Raw genomic sequence first — 22,325 nt, 5'->3', positions numbered from 1 at the left:
GGATGGCGACGTGAAGGCGTCTGCAGCCCGTCCGGCTTCGTGGCTACGGTCGCTGTCCGCAGCAGAAGGCGAACACTCATCCAGAAGCAGACAGATGCTGATATAAGCAAGCATCAAATCGGCCGCGTCGCGGCGTCCAACACATCCCTGGGAGGGGACCATGCGCAACATCCTTTTCGCCTGCTTTGCTGCCGCTCTCTTAGTCGCATCTGTTTCGGCTGCGGCGCAGTCGCCTGTCGGCCGCTGGAAGACCATCGATGACGAGACCGGTCGGGTGAAGTCGATCGTCGAAATCACCCAGGCGGCGAACGGCACGCTCAGCGGACGCGTGGCGCAGGTGCTGCAGTCCGACCGGGGGCCGAATCCGGTCTGCGACAAGTGCACGGGCAGCCGCCAGAACCAGCCGATCACCGGCATGACGATTCTCTGGGATCTGAAGCCCAACGGCAGCGAATGGTCGGGCGGCACGATTCTCGATCCGGCCAACGGCAAGACCTACAAGTCCAAGGCCAAGATGCTCGATGCCAACCGCATCGGCGTATCGGGTTGCGTCGCCTTCATCTGCCGTGAGCAGGTCTGGCAGCGCGAGTGACAGCGGCTTCGCATGCGTGAGCCAAAGGCCCGGCAACCGCCGGGCCTTTCTTTTTCTCGATGGCAGAGGTCAGCCCTCGCTCCAGAGGAGGGAGTGAAGCCCTCCGGCAAACATCGATTCCACACGCGCTGTCGCCGCTGTACGCGTGGTGCCCGCGCGCGGGTCGCATCGATCCCGGATCCTGCAGCACTTGATCCCAGGAAGCCCGATCACGTTTGTCGCTTGCATCGGCCGAGCCGACCGTCGACGACCTCAGTCGGCAACGGCGCCCACGAGGGCCCACCCCGACCCCATGCGATAATCCCGCTCCGCCCGCTCGTCCAAGCCCCGCCCCATGCCGCGCACGCTGCTCGTCACCACTGCTCTGCCCTATGCCAACGGGCCGCTGCACCTCGGCCATCTGGTCGGCTACATCCAGGCCGACATCTGGGTACGGGCGCGGCGCATGGATGGCGACACGGCGCGCTTCGTCTGCGCGGATGACACGCACGGCACGCCGATCATGCTCGCTGCGGAGAAGGCCGGCACGACGCCCGAGGCCTTCATCGCCGACATCCAGGCCGGACACGAGCGCGATTTTGCAGCGTTCGGCGTGGACTTCGATCACTATGACTCGACCCATTCGGCGGGCAACCGCAGCATGGTGGAGACGATCTACGGGCGTCTGGATGCCGGCGGCCATATCGCACGTCGCGATGTCGCGCAGCTGTTCGACCCGGTGCGCGGCATGTTCCTGCCGGACCGCTACGTCAAGGGCATCTGCCCCAAATGCGGCACGCCGGACCAGTACGGCGACAACTGCGAACACTGCGGTGCCACCTATTCGCCGAGCGACCTGATCGATCCGGTCTCGGTCGTCAGCGGGGCAACCCCGGAAGTGCGCGAGTCGGAGCACTTCTTCTTCGAGCTCGGTCACTTCGAAGCTTTCCTGCGCGAGTGGCTGGCCGGCGATGTCGCGGTATCGGGCGTCAAGGCGAAGCTGGCGGAGTGGCTCGACGGCGAAGGCGGCCTGCGCGCCTGGGACATCTCGCGCGATGCGCCCTACTTCGGTTTCGAGATTCCGGGCCATCCCGGCAAGTTCTTCTACGTCTGGCTGGACGCGCCGATCGGGTATCTCAGCAGCTTCAAGGCGCTGTGTGCGCGCAAAGGCCTGGATTTCGACGCCTGGCTCGCCCCGGACGGCGGTGCCGAGCTGCACCACTTCATCGGCAAGGACATCGTCAACTTCCACGGCCTGTTCTGGCCGGCAATGCTGCACGGCGCCGGTCTGCGCGCGCCGACGCGCCTGCACGTCAACGGCTACCTGACCGTCGACGGCGCGAAGATGTCGAAGTCGCGCGGCACCTTCGTCATGGCGCGCACCTACCTCGACCAGGGTCTGGATCCCGAGGCACTGCGCTACTACTTCGCCGCGAAATCCTCGGGCGGTGTCGACGATCTCGACCTCAACCTCGGCGACTTCATCGCGCGCGTGAACAGCGATGTCGTCGGCAAGCTGGTCAATCTCGCCAGCCGATGTGCCGGCTTCATCGGCAAGCGCTTCGACGGCCGCCTGGCCGAGGCGCTGCCGGAACCGGACACCTACGCGCGCTTCGTGGAAGCGCTGGCGCCGATCCGCGAGTCCTATGACCGCAACGAGCCGGCCAGCGTGCTGCGCCAGGTGATGGCGCTGGCCGACGAGGCCAACCGCTACATCGACGACCGCAAGCCGTGGGTGATCGCCAAGCAGGATGGCAGCGACGCCGAACTGCAGGCGGTGTGCACGCAGGGCCTGAACCTGTTCCGCGTGCTGGCCACGGCGCTGCGGCCGGTGCTGCCGCGCGTCTCGCACGAGGTCGATGCGTTCTTCGCCGCGCCGGCCGACACGTGGTCCGCGCTCGACGCGCCGCTGCTCGGCCACGTCATCCGACCCTATGCCCCGCTCTTCACCCGAATCGACCCCAAGCAGATCGACGCCATGACAGACGCCTCCAAGGACACCCTCGCCGCCGCACCGGCTGCACCCGCCGCCGCGAAGAAGCCGGTCGAAGCACTCGCTGCGGCGCCCACGAAAGCCGCTGACGCGGATGCGCCGGCGCACATCTCGATCGACGATTTCGCCAAGCTCGACCTGCGCATCGGCAAGGTCGTCGCCTGCGAGTTCGTCGAGGGTTCGGACAAGCTGCTGCGCTTCGAACTCGACGCCGGCGATCTCGGCACGCGCCAGATCTTCTCGGGCATCCGCGCGAGCTACGGCGCGCCGGACACGCTGGTGGGTCGCAACGTGGTGTTCATCGCCAATCTGGTGCCGCGCAAGATGCGCTTCGGCATCAGCGAAGGCATGATCCTGTCGGCCGGCTTCGATGGCGGCGCGCTCGCACTGCTGGATGCCGACGCCGCCGCGCAGCCGGGCATGCCGGTCCGCTGAGCCGGCGCGGCATACCCGCGACTACACAGACCGCACGTCCAGCCGAACGCCACGCATGCCGCCGTCCCTCGTCGAACGTCTCGATCGCCTGCTGCCGCAGACCCAATGCGGCCAGTGCGGTTTCGACGGCTGCCGCCCCTACGCCGAGGCAATGGCCCGCAGCGAGGCCGACGTCGACCGGTGTCCCCCCGGCGGCGATGCGGGGGCACGCGCGCTCGCCCGCGCCCTCGATACCGCCGCGTTGCCGTTCGACCGCGAACGCGGCGTGCACCACGCGCGGCCGCCGGTCGCGCTGATCATCGAGGCCGACTGCATCGGCTGCACCAAGTGCATCCAGGCCTGCCCGGTCGACGCCATCGTCGGCGGCTCGAAGCTGATGCACACGGTGCTCGTCGACGCCTGCACCGGCTGCGCGCTGTGCGTGCCGGCGTGTCCGGTGGACTGCATCGAGCTGGTTGCGGCCGCCTAGGCGGCCGTCTGCGTCAGCTACCCGTTTCGGGCTGCACCTGAGCAGGCGTTGCGGGCAGCGTCGTGTCGGGCGGCGCGCAGGCCGAACACACGCGCTCCACCGCGTAACCTTTCGCCGCGAGCTTCTCGACCACGCCGTCGGGGCCGACGAGATGCAGCGCGCCGACGACGACGAGGATGTCGCCCGGCTGTTGCAGCATCTGTTCGAGCTTGGGCAGCCAGGCGTCGTTGCGCTCGGTGTTGATGCGCGTATACAGCGCAGGGAAACGCGCCTGCATGTCGAGACCCATCTCCTGCCACAGCGCATCCGCGTTGCCCGCGCGCCAGGTCTCATGCAGCGCCTGGATCGATTCGGGCCCCGCACCCGCCTGCTCCAGCGCCTCCTGCAGCATCTGCGTCTGTTCGATACGGCCCATGCCGTCGAGCAATTCGATCTGTTGCTGCGCGGACTCCAGGCCTGCGGTCGGCGTACCTGCGGCTTGCGCCTGACGCGCGAGTTGCGCGTCCATGCCCAGCTTCGCTTCCAGGCCAAAGCGACCAAGCTCGGTCGTCGTCACCAGCAACGAGACGAACCAGGGTTCGAACAGCTGCAGGCTCGAGCCGCCGCCTGCGCCCTGCAGCGATGCCGCGTTCGCATCCGCCCATGCGCGCAGTTGCGTCGCCGTCTGCGCGGGAATCTCGTCGTCGAGCTTGCTGCCGTCGCTGCGCAGGCCGGCCTGCATCATCTGCAGGCCCAGCGTGGGCGAATGCAGCTCCTCCGGCGCGAGCTCGAACACCACTTCGCCGGCGCCGGAGATCACCCGTGCAACGTCTTCGGACAGCGGGTAGTCGGCCGGCGTGAGGAAATGGAAGGAACCGAGCAGATACAGCGCCCCGTGCTCGCCGCTCACCCGCCACAGCAGCGGCACCGGCGCAGGAGCCAGCGCGCCGTAGCCGATTGCGGGGGTTTCCTGCAGGCCATCGGCAGGCACCACCACCGGCGAGAGCAGCGTCGCTGGCGCTTCCAGCAACGGCAGCTCGGCCTGGCTCGCGCCACCGGCGAACAGGCAGATGAGCAGTGCACACGAACGGAGCAAACGGAACGGCGCGGGTCGGCGCATGCGGAGGCGGTCCTGTTCGGAATCTGGGGTCATACCGTGGTGGCCGGGATATAGGTCTTCTCGCCCGCGGGAATCGCGAGGTCGAGGCGGTTGCCGTCGGGCGGCAGCGGACAGGTCGCGAACGCAGTGAAGGCGCACGGCGGGTTGTAGGCACGGTTGAAGTCGATCTGCAGCCGCCCGTCGGCACCGGGCGCGGGCGCATCGAGATAGCGGCCGGCGCTGTAGCTGCCATGGCCGCTGGTCCGGTCGGCGAAGATCAGGAACAAGCTGCCGTCACCACCGTTGAGCGCCTGCAGGGTGTAGCGCGTGCCGTCGCGTTCGAATGCGACCGAGCCCGGCGTCGGGGTGTCCTCGACCATCCCCAGAATGTTGGCGATGGGCAGCGTCGCACCAGGCGCCGCCGGTACGAATTCCGCATCGACCTGCCAGCCGCGTGCGGTCGACCAGTATTCCAGGCCGGTGAAGCGCCTGCGCGTGGGCGCCGCTTCATGACGCGCGCGCACGAACGCCGAGCCGCCACGTTCGATGATCGTCAGCGCGCCCTTGCCGTCGTCGAAGCCGAGCACGCTCGGCGCTGCATCTGCGTCGGTCTGCAGCGAAACGCGGCCGCGCACCGGCGCGCCATCGAGCGTCACCGCGACACCGCGCTCGGGCGTGAACGCATACGCGCCGTTGTCGGATTGCAGCAGGCCGAGCTTGTCCGGCCCCATCGACAGTCGGATGCCGGCCGTCTGTCCGCTGCCGATGAAATGCGATTTCAGTTCGATGCGATGCAGGCCGATCAGGCTCAGCCACCCATCGGGTGCGACCAGTTCAGCGCGGCGCGTGTCCTGCCAGACGCGGGTCTGCGCCGAGAACATCACGTCGAGTCGCGCGGCGTCCGCGCGCGCGGACGGATCTTCGGTCTCGGCCGTTTCACCGCAGGCGGCGAGCAACGCCACGAGTCCGATCGTGCAGCAGTGGCGCCATCGCAGCATGTCAGCGTCCTCGCAGGAACCAGCGGTCGATCTCGGCGAGCGGAAAATGCGCCCACGTCGGACGGCCATGATTGCACTGCCCGGAGCGTTCGGTGGCTTCCATCTGCCGCAGCAGGGCGTTCATCTCGGGGACCGTCAGTCGACGATTGGCGCGCACCGCGCCGTGGCAGGCCATCGTCGACAGCAGTTCGTCGCGGGCCGAGCGTACGCGCAGGCTCTCGCCATGCTCGCGTAGATCGGCCAGCACGTCGCGCAGCAGGGCTTCGGTGTCGCTCTGCGCGAGCAGGGCCGGCACGCCGCGCAGCAACAGCGACTGGATACCTGCGCGCGACACTTCGAAACCGAGTTCGGCGAGCGTCGCGGATTCGGATTCGGCGACATCGGCTTCGCGCTCCGACACCGCGACGGTCTGCGGCACGAGCAGCGGTTGCGTGCGCACACCCTCTCCATCGTGCGCGGTCTTGAGCTTCTCGTAGCCGATGCGTTCGTGCGCGGCGTGCATGTCGATGACGATCATGCCGTCGGCCGCCTGGCTGAGGATGTAGATGCCGTGCAGTTGCGCGACCGCATAACCGAGCGGCGGCACCAGCGTGCCGGCATCGTCGACGGCGGCGTCGGGTGCCATCGGCGACGGTGCCCAAGTGTCAGCACCCGATGCGATTTGCGCAGGTGTAGGACCGTAAAGTCCGGCGTAGGCCGCGCGCGTTTCGTCGACGCGCAACGCGAGATTCGGTTGCGGCATCGGCCGCGACCAGTCGGGCATCGTCGCGGCGCCGGACGCGGGCACGGCGGCGAATGCCTGCATCGCTGCATCTGCCGGCACGTGGTTCGTCTGCCCTGCGCGCGTATCGGCCAGTGCCTCGTGCAATGTGCGGTAGACGAAATCGTGGATCAGGCGCGCATCGCGGAAGCGCACCTCGTGCTTGGCAGGGTGCACGTTGACGTCGACACGCGTCGGATCGAGCTCGAGAAACAGCACGTAGGCCGGCTGGCGGCCGTGGTACATCACATCGGCGAATGCCTGCTTCACCGCATGCGCCACGCTGCGGTCACGCACCGCGCGGCCGTTGACGTACAGATACTGCTGGTCTGCACTCGCGCGCGAGTATGCGGGCTTGGCGATCCAGCCGTGCAGGCGCAGGCCCGCGGCACTGTGGTCGATGCGCAGCGCGTTGTCGGCGAATTCGCGGCCCACGGTTTCGACCAGGCGCGCGCCCGAGAACAGATCCTCGTCGCCCTTGTAGCGGCGCGAAGGCTTGCCGTTGTGGCTGATGCGCAGTTCGACGTCGGGCCGCACCAGCGCCAGCGCGCGCAGCCATTCCTCGATGTGGCCGAGTTCCGTGCGCTCGGCGCGCAGGAACTTGCGGCGCGCGGGCACGTTGTAGAACAGATCGCGCACTTCGACTGTCGTCCCGCGCGGATGCGACCGAGGTGTCACCTCACCGACGCGCCCGCCCTCGACCTCCAGCGCCGAGCCATGCGTCTCGTGCTCTCGGCGCGAGATCAGCGAAAAACGACTCACCGAGGCGATCGAAGGCAGCGCCTCGCCGCGGAAGCCGAGCGTGGCGACGGCTTCCAGATCGTCGAGCGACCCGATCTTGCTGGTCGCATGGCGCTGCACGGCCAACGGCAGCTCGTCCGGCGGAATGCCACCACCGTCGTCGCGGATACGGATCAGGCGGACGCCGCCTTCCTCCAGATCGATATCGACGCGCAGCGCGCCGGCATCGAGCGCGTTCTCGACCAGTTCCTTGACTACGGACGCAGGGCGTTCGACCACTTCGCCGGCGGCGATCTGGTTGACGAGGATGTCGGGCAGCTGGCGGATCGGCACGTGGGCATCGGCGACGCAGACGCGTCGCGGCAGGAATCAACGTGGATGATACCGGCTCGGGCGTCGCGCCCGGGGTCTCAGGGACTGCCGCCGGCCGCAGCACCTGCATCGGCCGCCGCCGCACGCGCGGCGTAGAGCGTGCCCGGCGGCGGCTGGGCGATGAAATAGGTGTTGATGCCATTGAGCACGGCGCTGGCAAGACGGCGCTGGTGCGCGGGATCGAGCAGGCGCTGCTCTTCCTCGGCATTGGAGATGAAGCCGGTCTCGACCAGCATCGCCGGCATGTCCGCGTTGCGCAGCACCGAGAAGTTCGCGTACTCGACATTGGCCTTGTGCGTCTTGCCCACGCTGCGCAGGCCCGAAAGCACGTGTGTGGCGGCGTCCTGCGAGGCGCGCATATGGCCGCTCTGCGCCATTTCCAGCAGCACGTTCGACAGCGTGTCCTGCGACAGCGATACGCCGCCGACGAGATCGGCGCTGTTCTCGCGATCCGCCAGCCAGCGCGCCTGTTGCGACGAGGCGCCGCGCGTGGACAGGGTGTAGACCGATGAGCCGTAGGCAGCGCGGTTGTGCGCGGCATCGGCGTGGATCGACACGAACATGTCGGCCTTGGCCCGGCGTGCACGCAACGCGCGTTGCGGCAGTTCGATGTAGGTGTCGTTCTCGCGCACCAGATGCGCGCGCATGCCGGGCGTCGCATTGATCTGCCGCGCGAGTTCGCGCGAGATCGCCAGCACCACGTTCTTCTCGTGCGTGCCGGCAGGCCCGATGGCCCCGGGATCGCGACCACCGTGGCCGGGATCGATCGCGATCACCAGCGGACGCATGCCCGGACCGATCGCAGCGGGCATCGGCACCTGCGCCGCCGGCGCGATGTCGCGCTGCACAGCAGGCGGCGGCGTCGGAATGGGCGCGGGGGGCAGCTGCGTGGCAGGTGCCTGCGCGGTGGCAGTCCCCGGCGCAGGCGCAGAAGGTGCAGGGCCCTGCTGCGGGCCCATGCTCGAAATCAGACGCGAGGTCGCATCGTTCGACGCCGCCGCCGGATCGGCCACAGGCGTTGCTGTCGGCGTTGCGCCGGCGGCCGGCATCGACGCGGTCGCAGCGGCGATGCGCGCGATCGGATCGGCAGCGCCGTCGCCCGGCCATTCGATGACGAGATTTGGTCCGTCCGGGCTGTCTTCGATACGCGGCGGCATGGCCTTCACCGAGGACGCCAGGTCGAACACGATGCGCGTGGTGCCGGCGACCGGCTGGCCACTGCGCACGGAGCGGATCGTACCGGCGCCGGCCGGCATCGCCGTCGTCCGCAGCCGGGTGCCGGGCAGATCGACGACCAAGCGGTCGGGGTTGGCGAGAGAGATCACCGAGTACTCGGCGCGGGCATCGAGCTTGAGCTCGGCGCGGGTACCGGTGGCACCGGAGCGCACATCGATCCCGCGCAGCTCGGCGCCGTAGGCGATGTTCCAGCACAGCGCGGCGATCAAGGCGACCGCCAACGCGAGCTGAGACAGATTGATCCCCCGGATGCGCATGCCGGCTAGTCAATCACCGCCTCTGGAACATTGCAAGCCGTTTTTCCTTTCAAATCCGTAGCCTGCAGATCTTTCCTATGGTTTGGGTTCAGGTAGGGGCGACAAACGTGCATCGTTGAGCAGAGCGGCCAGCCATGCATGTCCGGCCGGCCCCTCCGGGACCAGATCGACCGCGCGCCCCGCACCTTCGATCGCCAGTCGGATTTCCAGATCCGCCCGCGGCAGTGCGGCTGCGCCGCGCTCGGGCCACTCCACCAGCCACAGCGCGGCATCGATATCGTCCAGTCCGAGGAAATCCAGCTCGCCGGCGTCGCCGATGCGGTAAAGATCGAGATGCAGGGCCTCGCCGCCCTCGATGGGATAACGCTCGACAAGGGTGTAGGTCGGGCTGCGTACGGTACCGGTCACCCCGAGCGCGCGCAGCCAGGCGCGGGCCAGCGTGGACTTTCCGGCGCCGAGATCGCCCTGCAGGTGCACGACGGCGCCCTTGGGCTGATGCACGGCAAGGTCTTTGGCGAGGCGTTGTGTCGCGGCTTCGTCAGGCAGATGTCGGCGGATCATGGGTGAGGCTCCGGATTCGCGCAGGCGCGCAGCACGTCGATCAGATCGGCCGGCAGCAGCCCGCGCTCGCCCGCCGTGCGCGCGGCCCGGTCGCCCGCCACCGCGTGCAGTAAGGCACCACAGGCGGCCGCATGTTCGGCGTCCAGTCCCTGCGCGCGCAGCGCCGCGATCACGCCGGTGAGCACATCACCCATGCCGCCGGTCGCCATGCCCGGATTGCCGGCAGCGATGAGCCAGGGCAGTCCGCCAGGCGCGCAGACCAGCGTGCCGGCGCCCTTGAGCACGACGACCGCCTGCCAGCGCGCGGCGAGTGCGCGCACCGCGGCCGGACGATCGTGCTGGACCGTGGCGGTGTCGGTCTCGAGCAGACGCGCGGCTTCGCCCGGATGCGGGGTCAACACCGCGCCTTCGGGCAACGCGCGCGGACGGGCGGCGAGCAGATTGAGCGCGTCCGCATCGAGCACCAGCGGCGTACGGGTTGCGCTGGCCGCATTGAGCGTCTCGTCGAACAGCGCGTGCCCCCAGCTGCCCTGCCCCAGGCCGGGACCGAGCGCGATGACATCGGCCGCGTCGAGGGCGCCGGCGAGTGCGGACACGTTGTCAGTACGGCGAACCATCGCCTCGGGCACGCGCGCGAGCAACGGCGCGACATGCGCGCCCTGGGTCGCGACTTCCACCAGTCCGGCGCCGGCGCGCAACGCGGCCCCAGCCGCGAGCAGCACCGCGCCGCCGGTGCCGTGATCACCACCGATGCACAGCACACGACCATGGCTGCCCTTGTGCGCATTGCGCGGACGCGGCCGCAGCCAGTGCGCGAGAGCCTGCGCGTCGATCCGGCGCGCCTGGGCCTGCACTGCTTCGAAGCAGTGCGCATCGACGCCGAGCCTGTCCAGCGACAGCGCACCGGCATGATCCGGGCCGTCGCCGGTCTGCAGACCGAGCTGCGGGGCGAGGAACTGCAAGGTGCGTGTCGCGCGCACGGCGGCGCCATCCGCGCTACCGCGATCACCCGACAGACCGCTGGGGGTGTCGAGCGCGAGCACCGGTACGCCTGCGGCGTTGATCGCTTCGATCACTGCGGCAGTCGCGTCATCCGGCGCACGCGACAGGCCGATGCCGAACACCGCATCGACGACGATATCGGCGACCGGCAACGCGCCTTCGAACGCAAGGATCCGACCGCCCGCGGCCTCGAACGCCGCACACATCGCCCGCGAAGTGTCTGTGCGCGGCGTGTGCGATGCGAGGCGGACCACGCGCGCATCGCGCCCAGAGGCCAGCGCCTGCGTCGCGAGCACATAGCCGTCGCCGCCGTTGTTCCCCGGCCCGCAGACCACGACGATGCGCCGCGCCTCCGGCCAGGCCGACAGAAGCGTGCGCCAAGCGGCATGTCCCGCCCGCCGCATCAGCGTGGTGGCATCGTCAGCATGTGCGAGCGCCGCGACCTCGATCGCGCGCAACGCGGCCGCGTCGTACAGCGGGGAGCCCGGCAGCGAAGCGCCGGGCGCAGGTGTGGCACAGGAAGCACTCATCGCGCGGATTCTATACTTCACGCATCGTGATGCCTTCCGCCGCCACCGCCGTGCCGTCCCACGCAGCGCCTGACGCGCTTGCCGCGCGCATCAAGGCGATCGCGTGCGAGATGGGCTTCCAGCGCTGCGGCATTGCCGGCATCGATCTGCGCGAGGACGAAGCACATCTACGCGACTGGCTCGCGCAGGGGCTGTACGGCACCATGGACTGGATGGCGCGCCACGGCGACTTGCGCGCGCGCCCGGACGAGCTGCTGCCGGGTACGGTGCGCGTGTTGTCGGTCGGGCTCGACTACGGCCGCAACGACGACGAAAGCGCCTGGGACACGCTGGCCGACGGCAGCCGCGCCTACGTAGCGCGGTATGCGCTGGGCCGCGATTACCACAAGCTGATGCGCAACCGGCTGCAGAAATTCGCGCATCGCATTGCCGAGGAAATCGGCCCGTTCGGCCACCGCGTGTTCGTCGACTCGGCGCCGGTGCTCGAACGCGCGCTCGCACGCAACGCCGGACTCGGCTGGATCGGCAAGCACACCTGTCTGATCGACAAGAACGGCGGCTCCTGGTTCTTTCTCGGCGAGATCTACGTCGACGTGCCGCTGCCGTTGGATCCCCCGGCGACCGCCCACTGCGGCACCTGCGTGCGCTGTATCGACGTGTGTCCGACGCGCGCGATCACCGCGCCGCACCGGCTCGATGCGCGGCGCTGCATCGCGTATCTGACGATCGAACACGAAGGTGCGATCGACGCCTCCTTGCGTCCGCTGATCGGCAACCGCATTTTCGGCTGCGACGACTGCCAGCTGGTCTGCCCCTGGAACAAGTTCGCCAAGCGTACCGACGAGCCGGACTTCCGCGCGCGCAACAGCCTCGACACCGCGAGCCTGGCCGAGCTGTTCGCCTGGAACGAGGACGAGTTCCTGCAGCGCACCGAAGGCTCGCCGATCCGTCGCAGTGGACATCGCCGCTGGCTGCGCAATCTCGCGGTCGCGCTCGGTAACGCGCCGACCACGCCGGACACGATCGCCGCGCTGCGCACGCGCCGGCATTCGGGTGATTCACTGGTCGACGAACACGTGCGCTGGGCGCTGGCGCGCCACGGCGAGTCCTGACCCACCCCGCGTTCGGGCAGGCTCAAAGCGATTTCGGATTCAGATGTCCGTCGCGAGTCGCGCCATCAGCATCACATCGACATACGCGCCGTCCCTCAAAGCGTAGGCACGCGCCAAACCTTCCTTGACGAATCCATGTCGCGCATACAGCGCGATCGCCGCTGCATTGTCGACGTAGACCTCGAGTTCGATCCGGCGGACGCCGTGCCAGCGCTCGGCGGTCTCGACGGCCGCAAGGAGGAGGGCTGTGCCGATTCCTTCGCCGCGACGATCATGCGAGACGGCCATGCCGAGATTCGCAACATGCCGACGGCGCGGATGCTGGATCACATCGAAACCGGCGGCGCCGACCACGGCACCCCGATCGTCGGCCAGCAGCTGCACAACGTGAGCCGGCATGTCGGTCAGACGTCGTGCCCATGCCGCGAGGGACGGATACGGCGGCTGCAACGTGCCGGCATAGGCCGAGACTTCCGAGAACAGCATCTGCAGGCCGGCAGCATCGGCCGGCTCGGCATGACGGATTCGGAACGCCGCGCTCACCAGTGACCGACGCGCGCGCGGATCTCGTCCAGCAGCGCGCGCGTGACCGGATCGGCCACTGCGACGTCATCGCCCTGCACCGCCGGCATCAGCTCGCCGGCAATGCGCTTGCCGAGTTCGACGCCCCACTGGTCGAAGGCGTTGATGCCCCACAGCACCGACTGCGCGTAGACGCTGTGCTCGTAGAGCGCGATCAGTGCGCCGAGGCTGCGCGGGTCGAGGCGATCGAGCAGCAGCAGCGTCGAAGGGCGATTGCCGGGATACGACTTCTGCGGATCGTCGGCCGAATAGCCGTTGGCCAGCGCTTCGGTCTGCGCGAGCAGGTTCGACAGCAGCGCGGCGTGGTTGTCGGCGTGCGGATGCGCAGGATTCACCACACCGATGAAATCGGCCGGGATCGTCTGCGTGCCCTGGTGCAGCGCCTGGAAGAAGCTGTGCTGCGAATTGGTGCCCGGACCGCCCCACAACACCGGCACGGTATCGATGCCGACGGCTTCGCCATCGGGCGTGACCGACTTGCCGAGGCTCTCCATCACCAGCTGCTGCAGATACGCCGGCAGCAGCGCGAGGCGCTCGTCGTAGGGCAGCACGGCATGCGTGGCGAGGCCGAGCGCGTTGCGGTTCCACACGCCGGTCAGCGCATGCAACATCGGCAGATTCCCGGCGAGCGGCGCCTGCAGCGCGTGCGCGTCCATGTCTGCGGCACCGGCGAGCAGCGCTTCGAAACCCTCCATGCCGACCGCGAGTGCGATCGAGAAACCCACCGCCGACCAGAGCGAGTAACGGCCACCGACCCAGTCCCACATCGGCAGCACGCGTTCGGGCGCGACACCGAAGGCCTCGGCGCGCGGCACGTTGGCGCTGACCGCATACAGACGCTCGCTGCCGCCGAGCCAGTCGCGCACAACGGCGCCGTTGAGCAGTGTTTCCTGCGTGCCGAAGGTCTTGGAGACGAGGATCGCGGCTGTCTTCGCCGGGTCGAGTTTCGCCAGCCGATGCTGCGCATCGCTGCCGTCGACGTTGGTCAGGAAATGCACGCGGAAACGACCGGTGCTGAAGTCCTTCAGCGCGTCGACGACCAGACGCGGGCCGAGATCCGAACCGCCGATGCCGACGTTGACGATATCGGTGACATCGGACGCTTCGAGCTGCGCGACCAGTTCCGCCATACGCACGCGCGCCTGGGCGGCCTGTGCGTGGGCATCCCGGGCAACTGCGGTGTCCGACAACTCGGAGCGAAGCGCGACGTGCAGCGCCGGACGATTCTCCGAGGTATTGACGGTGACGCCGTCGAACAGCGCGCGGAACGCCTGCGGCAACGTGGCAGCTTCACCAAGCGCGACCAGCGCAGCGCGTGCGTCGCGGTCGAGCCGCTGACGGGCGAAGCTGGCATAGAGCCCGCCGATGCGCAGCGCGAAGTCCTGCGGACGCGCCGCATCGGCTTCGACGAGCTCGGCGATGCGCGCCGAAGCGAGGCGACGCGCGTGCGGCGCCAGCGTGTCTTCGATCCGCCGCGCCGCCGTTGTCATCAGGCGGCCTGTGCGGGAATCGAATCGTTGGTGTGGGTCATGCGGTTGTCGCGGTCCACGTACACCAGCTTCGGCTTGAATTTCGCCACTTCGGCTTCGTCCAGCGCGCCATAGGCGCAGATGATCACCAGATCGCCCACGCCGGCCTTGTGCGCGGCTGCGCCGTTGACCGAGATGATGCCGCTGCCGACATCGGCGCGGATCGCATACGTTGCGAAGCGTTCGCCGTTGTTGATGTTGTAGATCTCGATCCGTTCGTACTCGCGGATGCCCGACAGGTCGAGCAGGCGGCCGTCGATCGCACACGAACCTTCGTAGTGCAGCTCGGCGTGGGTGACGGAGGCGCGGTGGATCTTGGCTTTCAGCAGGGTGAGTTGCATGGCGGAGGCGGCCGGATCACGGCAGCGGACAACGCGGGAAGCCCGCAGGAACCGCGAAGTATAGGGACCATCTGCGGCATCGCAACATCATCGCCTGCCGGGGCGACAGCAGATTCAGCGGGCCGTCGGCGGGCCGTCGATGCTGAATTCGAGGTTGTCGATCAGCCGCGTGGCGCCGAGGCGGGCCGCTGCCAGCGCGACGACAGCCCGCTGCCCGTCGACGTATGCCGACAGGTCGGGCGCACGCACTTCAACGTAGTCGACCGCGAAGCCGGCCTCGCCCAGGGCGTCAACCGCATGCGCGCTCGCTTCGACAGCCGCCTGGCCGGCCTGCATGGCAGTACGCAGCGCGCGTAGCGCCGCGTGGATTGCCGGTGCACGGGCGCGCGCATCGGCGTCGAGATACTGGTTGCGCGAACTCATCGCCAAGCCATCTGCCTCGCGGGCGATCGCGACCGGCAGCAGCTCCACCGGAAACGCGAGGTCAGCGACCATGTGCGCGATGACCGCCAGTTGCTGGTAGTCCTTGCGGCCGAACGCGGCCACGTCGGGCTGGACCTGGTTGAACAGGCGTGCGACCACCGTCGCCACCCCGTCGAAGTGGCCGGGGCGATGCGCACCGTCGAGCACTTCGGTCACGCCCGGCACGCGCACGGTCACCGTGTTGTGCAGGCCCAGCGGATACATCGCCTCGACCGCCGGCAGCCACAGCAGGTCGCAGCCGGCGGCCGCGAGACCCTGCGCATCCTGTTCGGGCGTGCGCGGATAGCGGGCGAAATCCTCGTTCGGCCCGAACTGGGTCGGATTGACGAACACGCTGGCGACCACGCGATCCACGCGCATGCGCAGCGCCTCGACCAGCGAGAAATGACCCGCATGCAGATTGCCCATCGTCGGCACGAGGCCAACGCGCAGGCCCGCGCGCTTCCAGTCGGCAATCCGCGCGCGCAGCGCGGCGAGGTCATGGACGGTGTCGATCACGGCGGATCCGGCGATGGGAAGACGTCGATTTTCGCAGATCGACGGCGTCGGGCGTCAGCGCGCCAGTCGGCACATCGTCGTCCACATGTCGTCGCTGCCCTGCCCGAACATGACGATCGCTTACTTGTAGGAGTGTTCCGGACCCGGGAAGCTGCCGTCGCGCACCGCCTCGATGTAGGCGCGCGCAGCGCCGGCCACCGAGCCGCCGTCGACAAGGAAATCGCGGACGAACTTCGGGCGGCGATGGCCGCTGTCGAGGCCCAGCATGTCGTGCAGCACCAGCACCTGACCGTCGCAATCCGGCCCCGCGCCGATGCCGATCGTCGGCACCGGCGAGGCGGCGGTGATGTCGGCGGCGAGCGCAGCCGGCACGCCCTCGAGCACGATCAGCGTCGCACCTGCTTCGGCAATCGCGCGCGCATCGTCGCGCAGCGCCTGGGCAGCGGCGTCGCCGCGTCCCTGGATCTTGAAGCCGCCGAAGCGCAGCACCGATTGCGGGGTCAGGCCCAGGTGCGCGCAGACCGGAATCTCGCGCTCGACGAGGAAGCGCACCACCTCGCACTTGTTCGGCGTCGCACCTTCGAGCTTGACCATGCCGGCACCCGCCTGCAGCAGCCGCGTCGAGGCATCGAGCGCGCGCTCGGGCGTGGCGTCGGCCTGGAACGGCAGATCGGCGACGACCAGTGCACGCTGCACGGCGCGGGCCACGCAGGCGGTGTGGTACGCGATGTCGTCGACGGTGACCGGCAGCGTCGAGCCGTGGCCCTGCACCACCATGCCCAGCGAATCGCCGACCAGCAGCAGGTCCACGCCGGCGGCGTCGAAGGTGCGGGCGAAGCCGGCGTCGTAGGCGGTCAGCATCGCGAGCCGGCGACCGGCGGCGCGGGCCTCGAACAGCGCGGGCACGGTCACCGGCGCGGAAGATGAAGTGTTCATTGCATTAGTGTCGCACCAATGCCGAAGCGCCAGTCGTGCACACCGGCATCGGCTCGCTGGACGACGAAGCGCCGCGGATCAGCGACCGACAGTCCGACGCGCAATCAGGGCAGCGCTTCGATGCCGGCACGATCCACGTGCAGCAGCGCATCCGCCGCGGCGCCGACACCTGGAATCACGATGCCGGCATCGAGTTCCAGCAGCGGCACGAGCGCGAATGCCCGCTGGTGCAGGCGCGGATGCGGAACGGTCAGTCCCGGCAGTGTGATCACCGCATCGCCGTAGAGCAGCAGGTCGAGGTCCAGCGTGCGTGGGCCCCACTGGTCGCCGGCCTCGTCGCTGCGCGTGCGGCCGAACCTGCGCTCGATGTCGAGCAGTGCGTCGAGCAGATCCATCGGCGCGCGGCTGGTGTCGAGCACGGCGACCGCGTTGACGAAATCAGGCTGGTCGGTACGACCCCAGGCCGGCGTGCGGTACAGCGACGAGAGTCGCAGGCCCTCGACGTCGGACAACGCCGACAGCGCCGCGGCGGCATCGCGCAGCACCTGCGGCACATCACCGAGATTGCCGCCGAGGCCGATCCAGGCGCGCACGCTCATGCATGGGCCTCAGGCTGCACGCCGCGGACGGCGCGGGTTGTCATCCAGTGGCGGCCGGCGTGCGGCGACGCCGACGGCGACGACGCGGCGCGTCTTCGTCGCTACCCGCCTCGTCCTCGCCCGGATACAGCGCGATCGCGTGGTCCGGGTCGAGCTGGGCTTCTTCCCAGAATGCGACGTCAGCGGCATGCACGTCCGACGCGGTCTGGCGCAACACGAGGAAGTCGAACGCGGCGCGGAATCGCGGATGCGACAGCGTGCGCGTGACGCGCTTGCGCTGACGCAGCGGGAAGCGTGCCTGCAGCAGCCAGATTTCCTGCATCGGCAGCGAGAACCGGCGCGGCAACGCGACCGTGGTCACCTGATGCAGCGTGACGCGATCGGCAGCGCGGCGTTGCGCTTCGACCGGCTGCACGCCGTCGGCCTGCAGCTTCATCCAGGCGCGGCAGAACGCCGGCCACAGCAGCGTGGCGAACAGGAACGCCGGCGAGACCGGATCGCCCGCGGCCACGCGCGCATCGGTCGACGCCAGACCCGCGAGCACCATCGAGCGCAATGCGCCGCTACGGTTGCTGGCGAGTGCGGCGGCGGACTCCGGAAACAGCGCCGACAGCAGACCGTGACGCTCGAGGCCTTCGAAGCTGGCGACCGCATGCCCGGACAGGAACAGCTTCAGGCATTCCTCGAACAGTCGCGCCGGCGCGGCTTCGGCCAGCAGCGAGGCCAATCGGGGAATCGGTTCTGCAGTACCGGGCTCGATCGCGAAGCCGAGCTTGGCCGCCAGACGCACCGCGCGCAGCATGCGCACGGGGTCTTCGCGATAGCGCGTGTCGGGATCGCCGATCAGGCGCATGACGCGGTTCTGCACATCCTCGAAGCCCCCCGTGTAGTCGCGCACCGAAAAATCGGCGATCGCGTAATACAGGGCGTTGGCGGTGAAGTCGCGGCGCACCGCGTCGTCTTCGATCGTGCCGTAGACGTTGTCGCGCAGCAGGCGGCCGCCGTCGTGGACCTCGCGGTCGCCACTGCCGTCGTCGACGTTGGCGCGGAACGTCGCCACCTCGATGATCTCGCGGCCGAACACGACATGCGCCAGACGGAAACGGCGGCCGATCAACCGGCAATTGCGGAACAGCCCCTTGACCTGCTCGGGCGTCGCATCGGTCGCGATGTCGAAATCTTTCGGTGTCAGGCCGACCAGGACGTCACGCACCGCACCGCCGACCAGATAGGCCTCATGGCCGGCCTCGTGCAGGCGATACAGCACGCGCAACGCGTTCTGGCTGATCTGCCGCCGCGAGATGGTGTGCTGGTCGCGCGGAATGACCCGCAGTTCGGCGGACACGTCGCTTGGAATCGGAGTGGAATCGGTATGCATCAAGTCTGAAAATTTTCTCAGGCGACCGTTGCGGCGCCAGCAAGCCTGCTATACTAGCAAGCTGCAAACGACTTAGACGCGTTTGCAGACCGGTCGTCCAACCGGAGCCGTTCGCGGCGCCCAGCTCCCTTCGTCTAGAGGCCCAGGACGTGGCCCTCTCAAGGCTAAAACACGGGTTCGAATCCCGTAGGGAGCACCATATCAAAGCAGACAGCCCGCGCCGCAAGGCGTGGGCTGTCTGCGTTTGGGTGATGTCGCGAGTCCGACGTCCCCGGCAGCGACTTCTGCGTTGCGGGCCGGCGGACGCCATCGCCTGGACTTCGAGCGCCACGCCGCCGCCCTGTCCCCGGGCGATCCATGCCAGCGCTGCCCGGGTACTGCGGCGAGAACACCTCGTCGCCGCAGCCCCTGAAAACAGTTGCACGCGCGGCAATGGCAGGTCGGACTGCAGGCATGCGAGGTGGATGGCAGGCGATCGAAGATGCGAACCCTTCGCACCGGCGCCGTGGACGCTGGCTTAAACTGCAGTCCATCGTCGCCCTGCCCGATCCGAATCCATGCCTTTCGTCGTCACCGAAAACTGCATCAAGTGCAAATACACCGACTGCGTCGAAGTCTGCCCGGTGGACTGTTTCCACGAAGGGCCGAATTTCCTCGTCATCGATCCCGACGAATGCATCGACTGCACCCTGTGCGAGCCGGAATGTCCGATCAACGCGATCTACCCGGAGGACGACGTGCCGGCGGGCCAGGAGGCGTTCGTCGCCCTCAATGCAGATCTCGCCAAGGCCTGGCCGGTGATCACGACGCGCAAGGACGCGCTGCCGGACGCCAAGGACTGGGAAGGCAAGCCGGACAAGCTGCCGCTGCTGGAGCGCTGAGCCGCGCGCCGCGATCGAATCCATGAAAACGGGCGCCGAAGCGCCCGTTTTCGTATCCAGTGATCGACGACGCCCGGTTCGCGGACGTCGCCTGCAGACGCTTACTGCGCCAGTGCGGCCTGCAGCGAGGCGATCAGGCGCGTCGGCGCATCGCCGGTCGCAGCCACGCCGCGCGGATCGACTGCCGAGACCACCGCGCCGCCCTGCTGTGAGGCGATGCGCACCAGGAACTGGCTGCCCGCGTAGGACACGTCGTAGGTGCCCAGCGCCTGCGAGCGGCTGTTGACGGTCACACCGTCGGTCGCCGCCAGCGCTTCGCCGACCTGCGCGAAGACCGCATCGCGTGCACCGGTCGCACTGAAGGACACATTCGAATCGGCAGGCGCAGCCGCCGTGCCCGAACGCGTCACGGAGGTGGGGGCTTCCGGCAGTGCCATCGCACCGTCGGTGCGCGGACGGTCGAGATCCGGCGGCACTTCAAGCGGACGGGTTTCCGGGCTCTGCGCGTACAGCGCGTTGTCCTTCTTGAACCAGCGGCAGCCGCTGGTGCCCACGACTGCGACCGCGACGACGGCAATGGCGAGATAGCGCATGGAGGAACGGGGTGGACGCATCGTGGAATCTCCTGGGAAATCAGGCGGCGCGGGCGCGGCAGGACGCTTCGAGGTCCGCCGCGAGTCGCGTCGCATCGTCGGCCTGCGCATCATGCGCCTGGGCCAGTGTCGTCAAGGGCAGACGCAGGCCATGGCCGAGGCCCTGCCTGCTCAGCACCGCCTTGACGGGAATGGGGTTGGGTTCGATGCCGCAAAACGCATGCAGCGGCTGCAGGCGGGCGTCCCAGTCGTGCGCGGCGTCGGCCCGGCCGTTGCGGGCCAGATCGCACAGCTTGCGGAACGCGCCGGGCACGAGATTCGACACGACCGAGATGACGCCATCGGCGCCGGCGAGCATCGCGCGCGCGGCCGTCGGATCGTCGCCGCTGAGGACCGCGAACTCCTCGTCCTGCAGCGCGAGCAGCGCCTGCATGCGCTCGACACCGCTGTGCGCCTCCTTGATGCCGACGATGCGCGGGTGCCGCGCCAGTTCGGCGACGGTCTCGGGCAGCATGTCGGTGCCGGTCCGGCCGGGCACGTTGTAGAGCAGCACCGGCAGACCACCGGCATCGGCGACTGCGCGGTAATGCGCCAGAAGACCCGCCTGGGTGGGTCGCACATAGGCCGGCACGACAACCAGCGCGATATCGGCCCCGAGCTGCGCGAGCCGCTGGGTTGCGGCGATGGTCTTCGCCGTCGACGACAGGCCGGTGCCGGCGAGCACGGGCACGCGGCCGGCGGCCAGCTCGACCGCGCTGCGCACCAGCCATTCGTATTCATCGTCTTCCAGCGTCGCGGCTTCACCTGTCGAGCCGGCAACCACGAGCCCTTGGGTCCCGGCGGCCAACTGCCACTCGACCAGCCGTTTCCACGCCGCGCGGTCGAGTGCACCGGTGGCGTCGAAGGGCGTCGCGAGTGCGGTGATGCTGCCTGAAAGTCGCAAGATGGGAGTCCGATGGCCGACCGCGGCGCGGTCGAAGAGGAAGGTCGAGGCCGGGAAACGCGCAGTTTGGCCCGGAAAATGCTGGCCGATGTTACTTGCGGCCACGAAGCGCGGGCAAGTATGCTGATCGTCGCATCCGGCCGAGCCCGGACTGCCGTTCACCCTCCAGTCGCCATCGACCCTCGCGGTCGAAACAGATTTCCCGCCGCGGACGCCCCCTTGACCGATTCCGATACCGCTGCCCGGCCCTCGCCGAACGAGAATTACCTGCTGATCAACGCGTACACCACGCATCCGGCGTCGCCGCTGCTGTCGGTGTCGCGTCGCATCGCCGACAGTGGTTGCAACATGGTGGACACGCGCCTGTCGACCGTAGGCCGCGATGTTTCGGTGACAGCGCTGGCGAACGGGCCGTGGGATGCGGTCGCCAAGCTCGAAGCGATGCTCTCGCGTCTCGAGCGCGAGGAAGACCTGAAGCTGGTGTGGTACCGCACCGGCCCGAAGCCGATCCAGTCGAACCTGCTGCCCTACGTGGTGGAAGTGGTCGCAGCCGACAAGGCAGGCATCCTGTTCCAGCTGGCGGATTTCTTCGACCGCCAGGGCATCACGATCGAAAGCCTGCATTCCTCGCGCTATCGCGCGATGCAGACCGGCGCCGACATGTTCTCGGCGCAGATCACCATCGGCATCCCGGCGAACATGCACATCGCCGCGCTGCGCGACGATTTCCTCGAGTTCTGCGATCACCTGAATCTCGACGCGATCATGGATCCGATGAAGTTCTGACTTGATGCGCGCGGACGCTTGCGAAAGCAGTCATGCGCGCGCATTGTGATCACGACCGTCGCAATGGAACGCCCGTTCGAACGATGAGCGGAACACGCAAGAAGCTCGCAAAGGCCACCCTGCAGCTGCCGCTGTCGCTGTCGGGCGGCGCGAAGGCCACACTGGCCGACCACGCCGGACGCTGGCTCGTCCTGTACTTCTACCCGAAGGATTCCACGCCCGGTTGCACGACCGAGGGCCTGGATTTCAGCGCGTTGCTGCCGCAATTCCAGACACTCGGCGCCGAGGTGCTCGGCGTCTCGCGCGACTCGGTGAAGTCGCACGACAATTTCTGCGCCAAGCAGGGGTTCGCGTTCCCGCTGGTCAGCGACACGGACGAAGCGCTGTGCCGCGCGTTCGACGTGATCCGGGAAAAGAACATGTACGGCCGCACCGTGCTGGGCATCGAGCGCAGCACGTTCCTGGTCGATCCCGAAGGCCGCATCGCGGCCGAGTGGCGCAAGGTCCGTGTACCGGGCCACGCGCAGGCCGTACTGGACGCACTGCAGGCTGCGCAGTCGCAGTGACGGCCACTTCCGAACGTTCCGAACGCCGCCCCGCATCGCGGGTCACGGCGGCGCGGCCGTGCGTGTGCGACATAGGCTCAACTCCGTCATCCCCA

The 22,325-nt window shown here is 68.5% G+C and carries 22 protein-coding genes and 1 tRNA gene; 8 read left to right on the top strand and 15 right to left on the bottom strand.

From position 1 onward, the window contains the following. Window positions 1-160 precede the first annotated feature (160 nt). From AC3IRM_RS05160 to rnfB, 3 genes are all read left to right on the top strand, one after another. Window positions 161-592, top strand: coding sequence for a DUF2147 domain-containing protein (locus AC3IRM_RS05160; RefSeq protein WP_489205165.1), 432 nt, complete (start codon window positions 161-163; stop codon window positions 590-592). 334 nt (window positions 593-926) lie between these two features. Next, window positions 927-2,999, top strand: coding sequence for a methionine--tRNA ligase (metG, locus tag AC3IRM_RS05155; protein WP_489205164.1), 2,073 nt, complete (start codon window positions 927-929; stop codon window positions 2,997-2,999). A 55-nt stretch (window positions 3,000-3,054) separates the two neighbouring features. Beyond that, complete coding sequence (rnfB, locus tag AC3IRM_RS05150; protein ID WP_489205163.1) at window positions 3,055-3,468, top strand: Rnf electron transport complex subunit RnfB; 414 nt, start codon at window positions 3,055-3,057, stop codon at window positions 3,466-3,468. A 13-nt stretch (window positions 3,469-3,481) separates the two neighbouring features. On the opposite strand, the gene AC3IRM_RS05145 is transcribed toward rnfB, so the two are convergent. The 6 genes from AC3IRM_RS05145 to AC3IRM_RS05120 all read right to left on the bottom strand — a co-directional run bounded on the left by AC3IRM_RS05145 (window position 3,482) and on the right by AC3IRM_RS05120 (window position 11,003). Continuing rightward, the gene (locus tag AC3IRM_RS05145; RefSeq protein ID WP_489205162.1) at window positions 3,482-4,567 is read right to left on the bottom strand and encodes a TraB/GumN family protein; all 1,086 of its coding nucleotides are present in this window, start codon (window positions 4,565-4,567) and stop codon (window positions 3,482-3,484) included. Window positions 4,568-4,596: 29 nt separating this feature from the next. Continuing rightward, window positions 4,597-5,544 (bottom strand): DUF1684 domain-containing protein, encoded by a 948-nt coding sequence (locus AC3IRM_RS05140; protein ID WP_489205161.1) that lies wholly within the window; start codon window positions 5,542-5,544, stop codon window positions 4,597-4,599. A gap of 1 nt (window position 5,545) precedes the next feature. Then, window positions 5,546-7,324, bottom strand: coding sequence for a DNA mismatch repair endonuclease MutL (mutL, locus tag AC3IRM_RS05135; RefSeq protein ID WP_489205845.1), 1,779 nt, complete (start codon window positions 7,322-7,324; stop codon window positions 5,546-5,548). Between the two features lie 131 nt (window positions 7,325-7,455). Continuing rightward, window positions 7,456-8,910, bottom strand: coding sequence for an N-acetylmuramoyl-L-alanine amidase (locus AC3IRM_RS05130; protein ID WP_489205160.1), 1,455 nt, complete (start codon window positions 8,908-8,910; stop codon window positions 7,456-7,458). A gap of 75 nt (window positions 8,911-8,985) precedes the next feature. Further along, window positions 8,986-9,471, bottom strand: a complete 486-nt coding sequence (gene tsaE, locus AC3IRM_RS05125; protein ID WP_489205159.1) for a tRNA (adenosine(37)-N6)-threonylcarbamoyltransferase complex ATPase subunit type 1 TsaE — start codon at window positions 9,469-9,471, stop codon at window positions 8,986-8,988. Further along, window positions 9,468-11,003 carry an NAD(P)H-hydrate dehydratase gene (locus AC3IRM_RS05120; RefSeq protein WP_489205158.1) on the bottom strand — a complete coding sequence of 512 codons (1,536 nt, stop codon included), beginning with the start codon at window positions 11,001-11,003 and terminating at the stop codon, window positions 9,468-9,470. The genes tsaE and AC3IRM_RS05120 overlap by 4 nt, the downstream gene beginning before the upstream one ends. 29 nt (window positions 11,004-11,032) lie before the next feature. Between AC3IRM_RS05120 and queG the strand changes: the two genes are divergently transcribed. Next, on the top strand, window positions 11,033-12,115 hold the full coding sequence (gene queG, locus AC3IRM_RS05115; protein ID WP_489205157.1) for a tRNA epoxyqueuosine(34) reductase QueG: 1,083 nt from the start codon (window positions 11,033-11,035) through the stop codon (window positions 12,113-12,115). Window positions 12,116-12,154: 39 nt separating this feature from the next. On the opposite strand, the gene AC3IRM_RS05110 is transcribed toward queG, so the two are convergent. From AC3IRM_RS05110 to pcnB, 7 genes are all read right to left on the bottom strand, one after another. Next, window positions 12,155-12,658 carry a GNAT family N-acetyltransferase gene (locus AC3IRM_RS05110; RefSeq protein ID WP_489205156.1) on the bottom strand — a complete coding sequence of 168 codons (504 nt, stop codon included), beginning with the start codon at window positions 12,656-12,658 and terminating at the stop codon, window positions 12,155-12,157. Next, window positions 12,655-14,187, bottom strand: coding sequence for a glucose-6-phosphate isomerase (gene pgi / locus AC3IRM_RS05105; protein ID WP_489205155.1), 1,533 nt, complete (start codon window positions 14,185-14,187; stop codon window positions 12,655-12,657). The genes AC3IRM_RS05110 and pgi overlap by 4 nt, the downstream gene beginning before the upstream one ends. After that, window positions 14,187-14,567: an aspartate 1-decarboxylase gene (panD, locus tag AC3IRM_RS05100; protein ID WP_232136944.1), complete on the bottom strand. Its 381-nt coding sequence runs from the start codon at window positions 14,565-14,567 to the stop codon at window positions 14,187-14,189. Before panD ends, pgi begins: the two co-directional genes overlap by 1 nt. 114 nt (window positions 14,568-14,681) lie before the next feature. Further along, a complete protein-coding gene (gene panC, locus AC3IRM_RS05095; protein ID WP_489205154.1) occupies window positions 14,682-15,548 on the bottom strand; it encodes a pantoate--beta-alanine ligase in 867 nt (288 codons plus the stop codon). A 120-nt stretch (window positions 15,549-15,668) separates the two neighbouring features. After that, window positions 15,669-16,484 carry a 3-methyl-2-oxobutanoate hydroxymethyltransferase gene (gene panB / locus AC3IRM_RS05090; protein ID WP_489205153.1) on the bottom strand — a complete coding sequence of 272 codons (816 nt, stop codon included), beginning with the start codon at window positions 16,482-16,484 and terminating at the stop codon, window positions 15,669-15,671. 104 nt (window positions 16,485-16,588) lie between these two features. After that, window positions 16,589-17,083 carry a 2-amino-4-hydroxy-6-hydroxymethyldihydropteridine diphosphokinase gene (gene folK, locus AC3IRM_RS05085; protein WP_489205152.1) on the bottom strand — a complete coding sequence of 165 codons (495 nt, stop codon included), beginning with the start codon at window positions 17,081-17,083 and terminating at the stop codon, window positions 16,589-16,591. Between the two features lie 40 nt (window positions 17,084-17,123). After that, window positions 17,124-18,461, bottom strand: coding sequence for a polynucleotide adenylyltransferase PcnB (pcnB, locus tag AC3IRM_RS05080; protein ID WP_489205151.1), 1,338 nt, complete (start codon window positions 18,459-18,461; stop codon window positions 17,124-17,126). Between the two features lie 123 nt (window positions 18,462-18,584). Between pcnB and AC3IRM_RS05075 the strand changes: the two genes are divergently transcribed. Both AC3IRM_RS05075 and fdxA read left to right on the top strand, forming a co-directional pair. Then, window positions 18,585-18,660, top strand: a tRNA-Glu gene (locus AC3IRM_RS05075). 358 nt (window positions 18,661-19,018) lie between these two features. Then, window positions 19,019-19,342 carry a ferredoxin FdxA gene (gene fdxA / locus AC3IRM_RS05070; RefSeq protein ID WP_310236437.1) on the top strand — a complete coding sequence of 108 codons (324 nt, stop codon included), beginning with the start codon at window positions 19,019-19,021 and terminating at the stop codon, window positions 19,340-19,342. Between the two features lie 101 nt (window positions 19,343-19,443). Here the strand turns inward: fdxA and AC3IRM_RS05065 are convergent, their stop codons facing one another. Both AC3IRM_RS05065 and dapA read right to left on the bottom strand, forming a co-directional pair. Continuing rightward, on the bottom strand, window positions 19,444-19,956 hold the full coding sequence (locus tag AC3IRM_RS05065; protein ID WP_489205150.1) for a hypothetical protein: 513 nt from the start codon (window positions 19,954-19,956) through the stop codon (window positions 19,444-19,446). A 19-nt stretch (window positions 19,957-19,975) separates the two neighbouring features. Further along, the gene (dapA, locus tag AC3IRM_RS05060; protein ID WP_489205844.1) at window positions 19,976-20,878 is read right to left on the bottom strand and encodes a 4-hydroxy-tetrahydrodipicolinate synthase; all 903 of its coding nucleotides are present in this window, start codon (window positions 20,876-20,878) and stop codon (window positions 19,976-19,978) included. 120 nt (window positions 20,879-20,998) lie between these two features. Between dapA and AC3IRM_RS05055 the strand changes: the two genes are divergently transcribed. Both AC3IRM_RS05055 and AC3IRM_RS05050 read left to right on the top strand, forming a co-directional pair. After that, window positions 20,999-21,664: a glycine cleavage system transcriptional repressor gene (locus tag AC3IRM_RS05055; RefSeq protein WP_489205149.1), complete on the top strand. Its 666-nt coding sequence runs from the start codon at window positions 20,999-21,001 to the stop codon at window positions 21,662-21,664. An 83-nt stretch (window positions 21,665-21,747) separates the two neighbouring features. Next, window positions 21,748-22,230 (top strand): peroxiredoxin, encoded by a 483-nt coding sequence (locus AC3IRM_RS05050; RefSeq protein WP_489205148.1) that lies wholly within the window; start codon window positions 21,748-21,750, stop codon window positions 22,228-22,230. The last annotated feature ends 95 nt before the right edge of the window (window positions 22,231-22,325 follow it).

The sequence above is a fragment of the Luteimonas sp. KH_071 genome, from assembly GCF_057838005.1.
Note: the sequence above shows the minus strand (reverse complement) of the source record. Positions and strands in the feature narration are given on the sequence as shown.

What these genes read in the sequence shown, in the direction of transcription:
- AC3IRM_RS05160 (WP_489205165.1), top strand. Translation starts at nt 161, where the DNA reads ATGCGCAACATCCTTTTCGCCTGCTTTGCTGCCGCTCTCTTAGTCGCA.
- metG (WP_489205164.1), top strand. Translation starts at nt 927, where the DNA reads ATGCCGCGCACGCTGCTCGTCACCACTGCTCTGCCCTATGCCAACGGG.
- rnfB (WP_489205163.1), top strand. Translation starts at nt 3,055, where the DNA reads ATGCCGCCGTCCCTCGTCGAACGTCTCGATCGCCTGCTGCCGCAGACC.
- AC3IRM_RS05145 (WP_489205162.1), bottom strand. Translation starts at nt 4,567, where the DNA reads ATGCGCCGACCCGCGCCGTTCCGTTTGCTCCGTTCGTGTGCACTGCTC.
- AC3IRM_RS05140 (WP_489205161.1), bottom strand. Translation starts at nt 5,544, where the DNA reads ATGCTGCGATGGCGCCACTGCTGCACGATCGGACTCGTGGCGTTGCTC.
- AC3IRM_RS05130 (WP_489205160.1), bottom strand. Translation starts at nt 8,910, where the DNA reads ATGCGCATCCGGGGGATCAATCTGTCTCAGCTCGCGTTGGCGGTCGCC.
- tsaE (WP_489205159.1), bottom strand. Translation starts at nt 9,471, where the DNA reads ATGATCCGCCGACATCTGCCTGACGAAGCCGCGACACAACGCCTCGCC.
- AC3IRM_RS05120 (WP_489205158.1), bottom strand. Translation starts at nt 11,003, where the DNA reads ATGAGTGCTTCCTGTGCCACACCTGCGCCCGGCGCTTCGCTGCCGGGC.
- queG (WP_489205157.1), top strand. Translation starts at nt 11,033, where the DNA reads ATGCCTTCCGCCGCCACCGCCGTGCCGTCCCACGCAGCGCCTGACGCG.
- pgi (WP_489205155.1), bottom strand. Translation starts at nt 14,187, where the DNA reads ATGACAACGGCGGCGCGGCGGATCGAAGACACGCTGGCGCCGCACGCG.
- panD (WP_232136944.1), bottom strand. Translation starts at nt 14,567, where the DNA reads ATGCAACTCACCCTGCTGAAAGCCAAGATCCACCGCGCCTCCGTCACC.
- panB (WP_489205153.1), bottom strand. Translation starts at nt 16,484, where the DNA reads ATGAACACTTCATCTTCCGCGCCGGTGACCGTGCCCGCGCTGTTCGAG.
- folK (WP_489205152.1), bottom strand. Translation starts at nt 17,083, where the DNA reads ATGAGCGTGCGCGCCTGGATCGGCCTCGGCGGCAATCTCGGTGATGTG.
- pcnB (WP_489205151.1), bottom strand. Translation starts at nt 18,461, where the DNA reads ATGCATACCGATTCCACTCCGATTCCAAGCGACGTGTCCGCCGAACTG.
- fdxA (WP_310236437.1), top strand. Translation starts at nt 19,019, where the DNA reads ATGCCTTTCGTCGTCACCGAAAACTGCATCAAGTGCAAATACACCGAC.
- AC3IRM_RS05065 (WP_489205150.1), bottom strand. Translation starts at nt 19,956, where the DNA reads ATGCGTCCACCCCGTTCCTCCATGCGCTATCTCGCCATTGCCGTCGTC.
- AC3IRM_RS05055 (WP_489205149.1), top strand. Translation starts at nt 20,999, where the DNA reads ATGCTGATCGTCGCATCCGGCCGAGCCCGGACTGCCGTTCACCCTCCA.
- AC3IRM_RS05050 (WP_489205148.1), top strand. Translation starts at nt 21,748, where the DNA reads ATGAGCGGAACACGCAAGAAGCTCGCAAAGGCCACCCTGCAGCTGCCG.